We start from the raw sequence: 7,046 nt of genomic DNA, 5'->3' as shown, positions 1-7,046 counted from the left end.
GTTGATCGGCCCCCACAGGGTGGTCCAAGGTTAAATTTAGTGCGCGGTAGGCCGCTCCGCCACGGGTAGCTTGGCCGGCGGAGCTGGTCGGGCGAGCGCAGCCGGCCAAGCAGTGAAGGCTGGCATAAACACCTCTGGTGCCGGCGGCCGGTATCCCAGTGAGGCGTGCGGGCGTACGGTGTTGTAGTGACGTCTCCAGCTTTCGATCACGATCTGCGCCTCCCTGAGTGTGTAGAAGATCTCGCCGTTGAGCAGTTCGTCACGAAGCCGTGCGTTGAAGCTTTCGACGTAGCCATTCTCCCATGGTGAGCCTGGAGCGATGTAAGCCGTCTCGGCTCCGACGCCGGTGATCCAAGCTTGGACAGCCTTCGCGACGAACTCTGGCCCGTTATCCGAACGGATATGGCCCGGTACGCCGCGCAGGATGAACAGGTCCGAGAGAACGTCGATCACGTCGACCGCCTTGAGTTTGCGGGCGACCCGGATCGCCAAGCATTCATGTGTGAACTCGTCGACGACGTTGAGCATCCGGAACTTGCGTCCCTCATGCGTGCGTGCCTCGACGAAGTCATACGACCACACGTGATTGCGGTATTCCGGGCGAAGACGGATACAGGATCCGTCGTTGTCCCAGATCCGCCCTCGCTTGGGCTGCTTGACCGGGACCTTCAGGCCCTCACGCCGCCAGATGCGTTCCACACGCTTGTCGTTGACGAACCACCCGGCCGCCTTCAGCAAGGCGCTGATCTTCCGATAGACGTAGCGCCCGTACTTCTCGGCCAACGCCACGAGATCGGCCGTCAACGCTTCTTCGTCGTCGCGCCCCCGCGGCACCTTGCGCTGTGTCGAGCGATGCTGACCGAGCGCCCGGCAGGCGCGACGCTCGGAGACGTTCATCCTCAGCATGATGTGCTCGATACAGGCGCGTCGGCGCGCGGGGCTCAGAAGTTTCCCCGGGACGCCTCCTGCAAGATCAGCTTGTCCAGCGTCAGATCGGCGATGGCTTTCCTGAGACGCTGGTTCTCCGTCTCAAGATCCTTCATCCGCTTCACTTGATCCGATTTCAGGCTGCCGTACTCCTTGCGCCAGCGATAGTACGTCACTTCGGTCACGCCGATCGCCCTGATCGACGCGACGACGCTCTGTCCGTGTGAGACCAATACGTCCACCTGACGCAGCTTGCTCACGATCTCCTCGGGCTTGGGTCGTTGGGCCATCGGTTCCGTCCTCTGTCGGCTCAAAAGCCATACTTCAGGGCGGACCACTCCCGAGGGGGCCGATCACTCGGTAGTCTCTCGCCAAAGCATTTCCAGCGCATTCGTCTGGGCGCTCAGGCCCGGAACCGAACTTAGGTACGCCCAAATAGCCTCCTCAGCTTCGCCGATGTCCACGGGCTGCTCGGCATCGAGCAGTACACGGAAGACTTGTAGGGTTTGTTCGAGGCTAGCCATCTTACAATCCATTTTGAGCGATCGAGGTGCCGCGAGCTTTTTAGAAAAGCCAGAGCGACAGCGTTAGGATCGCGCCGATGCTCCCGATGGCGGCACAGAACCCGGGTATAACCCAGTCGTTCAGACCGTGTGGCTGCGCTGCCCCTCGAACCCTGGCAGATGCCGCCTCGGTCTTACGAGCTAAGGCAATGCGTTCGTGGGACGGGGTATTACCAGCAGCCTCATCGTCGGTCCCGAGCTGCGACAGACCTGGATCGTAGGCTGCGACCTTATCGCCAGTCGAACCGCTGTCGATGTCTGCCTTCAACATGGCCGTAGTCGGCCGATCGTAGACGGGCGGTTCCGCTACGTGTAAGTTGCCGGGCGGTGGCGGCGTCTCAGATCGGAATAACACCGAGGGGATGCCTTTCAAAGTTGCGGTGACCAACATCGCGTTATGGGCCACCAGATATTCGACTAGAATGTGGTGCCCCCATCCGGCATTCACTGTGACGGGGGCGGGTTCTATTTAGGACTAATCAGCCGCCGCCACCGTTTCCGCCACCGCCACCACCGCTGCCTATCGAGCCGATGCGTGAGGGTTGACCCGCGTTACCAGCTGCCGCCGAGTCCTCTGAGATGCCGTCAGCGGCTCGACCGCTTGGCGAGTAGGTTGCTGCACCTTCTTCCCCGGTCGAGCCAGGTTGACGTGTGATAACGCCTGGCGCTCCTAGCGGGACGATCACAGTCGTGCTGGTTGGAGTCTCGATCACCTGGGCAAAGGCAGGTGTCGTCAGCGCTGCGGCAAAAGCCACGACGAGGATAAGTTTAGTCATAACATTTTCCTGTCTGTATGCCTGGGGAACAGTCGATCGCACACAATGTGTCCATGTGCCGATGTCACAGGGCCGGGCAGCACAGAATATTAACCGGCGTTAGCAGTTGTGCGACTGTGCTGTTGCCATCTCACGCATAGGGACCACCAAACAGATACCCGGACGCCTTCCGCCGGAACAGCGTGCGCTAGCGCCGACGTTGATGCTCCGGCCGCTCGTGGATCATGTGGCAGCGCTGGCAGAACGCCGCGAGGTTGGCGTCCGCGTTGTTGGCCGTGTCGTGATCTCGGTGGGCTGCTGCGAGCACGACATGGGTCCGGCGGGCGCGGCGGAGGATGTGGTACCTGACCTGACCCGGATCCGGCGCCCCCACCCGTCGCGCCAGCGCCCTGCCTCGGCGTCCCACCATCGCCCGTCACCAAAGTGGTAGACCATGCGTCCGTGCGGCCGTCCGCAGCCTTCGCAGCGCCCCTGCGCCCGGCCGAAGCGGATCGCCATCGACAGCTCGCGCCGGTCGATCGGGTAGAAGAAGCGGTGCTCGGGCTGGATCGGCATGGAGGCGGCAGTGCGCGGCCTACGGTGAAGAAAGCGTAGCGTTCATCTCGCCTACCCTCGTCTTCGGCAGCCTCACCCAATCGCCCAAAATAACGACAGCGCGCTCGCAAGAAACAAAGCCGATGAGACGAGTACGGCGAGGCCTTCGCGATGGTGGCGGACGAAGGCGCGGGGACGGTCGATGAGGTCGTGCAGTGGTCCCCGCCCGGAGAGGAGGTCGAGATGCTGACCGATGGCGTGGTGCTCGATAGCGGAGACGACATGTCCCTGGCCTGGCCAAACCTTTGGGGGACGGGGCAGGCCGCCAGACACTGGAACCACCGCCGCGCCAGCGTTCGAGGTCACAGCGTTCCGGACTCCTATAAGAACAGTTCTTCTATAGGGATCCGGAACGCTGTGGCGTTTCGCTACCAGCGGCCGGGCGCCCGCCAGATGTGGCGCACCGGCGCCTACGGCCCCGCAGTGGTGCCCGACATCCGGGGCTGGTTGACCGACCGTCTCGGGGAGTTGGCCGGCTTCGATTTCATCGAGACTGCCGCGCAGGCCGGCGCCGACGCTCAGACGATGCCGCCTGCTGCTCGCCGCTTCTCACCCCGCCTTGCGCCCGGCACCGTCACATTCCCTCCGAGCGCTGCGATCCGCCCGCGTGGCCGGCACTTCCGGGCGCCGCTCTCGCCCGTCGCAGCCGCCTTCTTCTGATCAGCCCGGAGGACCAGCCATGCCCCGCAAGCCCGACCCAGACCGCCTCCCCCACCCGGGCCGCACCTCGGCCGAGCGTCGCGCCCTCGACCGCATCGGTTGTGGTGAGCCGCCAGCCTGCAGCCCGAAGACGCTCCGCAACCTGCTCGACGCTGGGCTGATCGTGGACGTCGGCACCGAGACCCGGTGGGATGCCCTCGGCGCGTACAAATCCCGAAATTCGCGATGCCGCTCCACATCCACTTCGCCTGGTGCAGCGCCGTCGCGTTCACTGATACTGAGATGGAAGCATTCGAGCGCGAACTGGAGGCGCAAGCATGAGCCAGCCCGTTACCCCCATCGAGGCCGCCGCCCGACGCCCTGCTGCGCATCGTCGTGACCGGCGAGCGCGAGCGCAGCGCCGCCGCCAACCCTGACTGGCAGAAGGGCCGGCCATGGGTTGATGCCCTGACGCCGGCCTCGACGGATGCCCTCGACGTGGCGGACCCCGTCGGTACCGCCTGCCGGGCCGAGCTGCGCCGGATCGGTCACGCCCTGCATGCGGCCAATCCGGGCGAGGACTTCGCCGCCGTGGAGGTGGAGATAGCCGAGATGGATCCGACGCACGCCGGCTGGCGCGCGATCGTGCTGGAGATGGCCTGGCACTGGATCGGGAGGCCGGCAGCATGAGTGGCGCTCCGTCCACCGCGTGCCACCTCTGGCGCACATCCTAGCCCCACACGACGGCATCGAGCGCGCTATGGCGTTCGCTAACGGCACCGTGCGAAGTCTCATTGCCGGGGTGATGAAGGCTTGGGTATTGGCGAGACTGTGGACCAGGCCAATGACTACCAACTTCCGTTAGCCTCGGCCTTCACGAACTCGATGCAGCGGCGCCGGGCTGTGTAGCCCTCTATCTGATCGAAGGCGTCCAAAAGCTCGCACGCCTCCTTGCTACGGAGGCGCTGCAAATCTGTGATCGCCTCCTGGAAGAAGCTCTCTACCGGGACGCCGAGACTTTTCGCGAGGATCCGAAAAAGCGCTGCAGTATCATCCATGGCTTAGGCAACCCCGATCTAACGGATGCCGTCGCCGTCAAAAGATAGATTTGCTGTTGTCCGAGTGCGGGAAGCTACCTTATGGCGCATGGGGCAGGCCTATGCCTGCCCAGAATCGCTATTCATGACCTGGAGGCATGGGGCTAGATCCAGAAAGAGTTCCTGAAAAGGGTTGCTGGCAGATCCGAGCATGAGCTTCCGCGAGCGCTGCGCTTACCAACCGAGACCCATCCCTTTTGTCTGCTTGGTCGGCTTTGCGCACCCCAGACGCCAGATCAGTGCGTTCAGGGCGATTAGCGCTTCCATTCGCATATCTAAGCGAGACGAGCCGCATTGATCGAGGTCGTGTGCCAGCGCATCGGAGGCGACCAGGGCGTCATCCATCGCTGTTTCTAGTCGGAATGTCGGTACGATCCGGCGACGCAGGTTCGCCACCGTGTTCTCGGCTGTCAGCCGCACCGCGTCGCCCATCCTGCCCGTCGCAGTCTCGACGATGTCAGTCCACGGCCACAAGGCCATGGCGAGGATTGGAGGAAGATCGCATGTCTCGTGCGCCTGTGCCCCTACAGGCAAGCCGCCGTGCGCAACGAGCGAACCACCGACGGGCGCCATTGTGGGCTTAGGCATTGTCACCGTTGGGCGTCCGACCAGGATGAGGGAGATCGTGCTGCAACCACCCGTATGCGCCCGGGCCGTGACAAGTTCTTCCCAACCATTTGTTCCGGGGGAGGCTGTGAAGGCGGCATCTCGGCTAGGCTGAGCAGGATTTGCGCGCCCTGGATGGCTGCCAGCGTCGTTGATGAAGCGCCGTGCTGCCGGGCCTCGTCGTCCAGCTGATCTAGTCGCTCGAAGAGCACCTCGGCTCGACTCTTATTGCGTCCTGCGGGGAATGCGCCGAGCAGCTCGATGAGCGCGTCCATAAAGCGGCAGGATAGAATCGGGAGCGTGGCAGCGTCGTCTGGCATGATGCGATCCCGAGAGCGCCGCAAAGCCCATCTGGTGACCGTTTTCCCGAACGTTGCCCCTGCATTTGACGGGATCGAGGCGCATTTAAGTGGAGGCTTACCTGGGCGTTGCGTGAGCACATCGCCCTCAACTTCGATGTCTCCGCTGTCCGCGACGCACAGGCTGCTCTACTCTCCGCGAGCCGCATGTCGGGTTTCGGCCGAGGTCGGCTTCTGAGCCGCGGCCATTCTCGTCTCCGAGCGCCACGAGGACGCTTGGGCGCGGCCCATGGGGGCCAGTTTTGAACCGTCGGCTGGGCTGATGGCCCCGTTCTGAGCGAGCGCCATCATACCAGCCAGGAGAGCCAAGCCGGTCGTGACGCTGGCGAGGATTGGCGTGAGATGCCGGGCGTGCTCGCGCAACTGGTAGATCGCTGCGCACCCAAAGGTGAAAGCGGAGGCCAGCAGGACAGCGAACGCTTGTTCAGTCATGACATAGTTCACCGACCCGAAGCCCATCCCGTTCACAGGTGCGCGTATGAGAACGCGCAATCCTTCGGCCCAATCACTTGTCGGTCGCCGAGAAGGCTACGCCCGGATGCGATGATCTGAACGGTCTGCCGGCTATGGCATGCGGTCCGCGCCATGACCTCTAAGTCGCGCAGATATGAGATCAGCAACTCGTGCGGAACTTCATCTGTGTTAAGAGCATCACCTACCTTTGCCGAAACGGTGCGCTCAAGCTCGGCCCAGAAATTTGCCGGGATTTGCATCTGCTTGTTCATGTATGCCGCCTGATCTGAAGGTGTCAGGTTGTTTTTGGTCACCTGAGGCTCGAGCGCTTCATCTAATGTTGGCTTTGTATCACTTGGAATGGCTTTATTGGCGCTGGGGAGATCGGTTCAAATCCAATCCACGAACTCGACGCCGATCTGCCCATCCTCGCGCCAGACCGCGCGGCACCGACGCGAACCGCCAGACAGGTCGGTAGCCAGCTCGAACTGATCCGGTACGGCCTCGGGCCGGGACACCAGCAATCGTGCGCCGCTGACCGAGATGTCGGCGATGGTGCATCCGGCCATCCAGCCGCCGTGCGAGATGACTGCCGCCTTCGAGGCGGGACTGCGTGGTGAACGAGCGGGAAGAGCGGGCACTGGCTACGCCTTGCATCTCATCCCCCCTCCATCAGGGTAGGGCGCAGAGGTTGAGCAAATGCTGTCTTGCATGGTGAGGCACGGAGGCATAGGCCGATGTGCAGGAGAGTGTCGTGAAACTATATAGCAGGTGCTATCTATCTTCATCCTGTTTTCATCCTGTTGTTTACAGGACCGCCCAGACCGGATCCGCGTGATGCCGAAGGAAGAAACCCAGTTCGAGCCCGGCCAGTCCGGCAACCCCGCCGGCTGATCGGCCCCCTTGGGAGTGGTCCGCCCTGAAGTATGGCTTTTGAGCCGACAGAGGACGGAACCGATGGCCCAACGACCCAAGCCCGAGGAGATCGTGAGCAAGCTGCGTCAGGTGGACGTATTGGTCTCACACGGACAG

General features: G+C 62.9%; 9 protein-coding genes and 1 pseudogene. 2 read left to right on the top strand and 8 right to left on the bottom strand.

Translation table 11 applies throughout. The annotated features are described in order from the left end of the window. Positions 1-36: 36 nt before the first annotated feature. From MKK65_RS21985 to MKK65_RS21965, 3 genes and pseudogenes are all read right to left on the bottom strand, one after another. Positions 37-1,217 (bottom strand): IS3 family transposase gene (locus tag MKK65_RS21985; protein WP_243960201.1). Its coding sequence is split into 2 segments (ribosomal slippage): positions 37-956 and positions 956-1,217, totalling 1,182 coding nucleotides; the frame shifts between segments, so codons are not numbered across the junction. A gap of 63 nt (positions 1,218-1,280) precedes the next feature. Continuing rightward, on the bottom strand, positions 1,281-1,451 hold the full coding sequence (locus MKK65_RS21980; protein WP_243960200.1) for a hypothetical protein: 171 nt from the start codon (positions 1,449-1,451) through the stop codon (positions 1,281-1,283). Positions 1,452-2,453: 1,002 nt separating this feature from the next. Beyond that, positions 2,454-2,821: pseudogene (locus tag MKK65_RS21965) on the bottom strand (hypothetical protein). 150 nt (positions 2,822-2,971) lie between these two features. On the opposite strand from MKK65_RS21965, the gene MKK65_RS21960 reads away from it, so the two are divergent. Together MKK65_RS21960 and MKK65_RS21955 are read left to right on the top strand one after the other, a co-directional pair. Continuing rightward, entirely contained in the window at positions 2,972-3,520 is a 549-nt protein-coding gene (locus MKK65_RS21960; RefSeq protein WP_243960198.1) for a hypothetical protein, read from the top strand. Positions 3,521-3,895: 375 nt separating this feature from the next. Then, positions 3,896-4,189, top strand: coding sequence for a hypothetical protein (locus MKK65_RS21955; RefSeq protein ID WP_243960197.1), 294 nt, complete (start codon positions 3,896-3,898; stop codon positions 4,187-4,189). Between the two features lie 581 nt (positions 4,190-4,770). Here MKK65_RS21955 and MKK65_RS21950 read toward each other — a convergent pair. The 5 genes from MKK65_RS21950 to MKK65_RS21930 form a co-directional block, all read right to left on the bottom strand. Next, entirely contained in the window at positions 4,771-5,028 is a 258-nt protein-coding gene (locus tag MKK65_RS21950) for a hypothetical protein (protein WP_243960196.1), read from the bottom strand. Between the two features lie 158 nt (positions 5,029-5,186). Next, positions 5,187-5,522 (bottom strand): hypothetical protein, encoded by a 336-nt coding sequence (locus MKK65_RS21945; RefSeq protein WP_243960195.1) that lies wholly within the window; start codon positions 5,520-5,522, stop codon positions 5,187-5,189. A gap of 168 nt (positions 5,523-5,690) precedes the next feature. After that, positions 5,691-5,993, bottom strand: coding sequence for a hypothetical protein (locus MKK65_RS21940; RefSeq protein WP_243960194.1), 303 nt, complete (start codon positions 5,991-5,993; stop codon positions 5,691-5,693). A 32-nt stretch (positions 5,994-6,025) separates the two neighbouring features. Continuing rightward, entirely contained in the window at positions 6,026-6,328 is a 303-nt protein-coding gene (locus MKK65_RS21935; protein WP_243960193.1) for a hypothetical protein, read from the bottom strand. Positions 6,329-6,403: 75 nt separating this feature from the next. After that, positions 6,404-6,655 (bottom strand): PilZ domain-containing protein, encoded by a 252-nt coding sequence (locus tag MKK65_RS21930; protein ID WP_313902057.1) that lies wholly within the window; start codon positions 6,653-6,655, stop codon positions 6,404-6,406. Positions 6,656-7,046: the final 391 nt, after the last annotated feature.

Origin of the sequence: Methylobacterium sp. J-001, assembly GCF_022829565.1 — a bacterium.
In the GTDB taxonomy this organism is placed as follows: Bacteria; Pseudomonadota; Alphaproteobacteria; order Rhizobiales; family Beijerinckiaceae; genus Methylobacterium.
The sequence above is the reverse complement of the archived record's forward strand: the minus strand, read 5'-3'. Positions and strand labels throughout refer to the sequence as shown.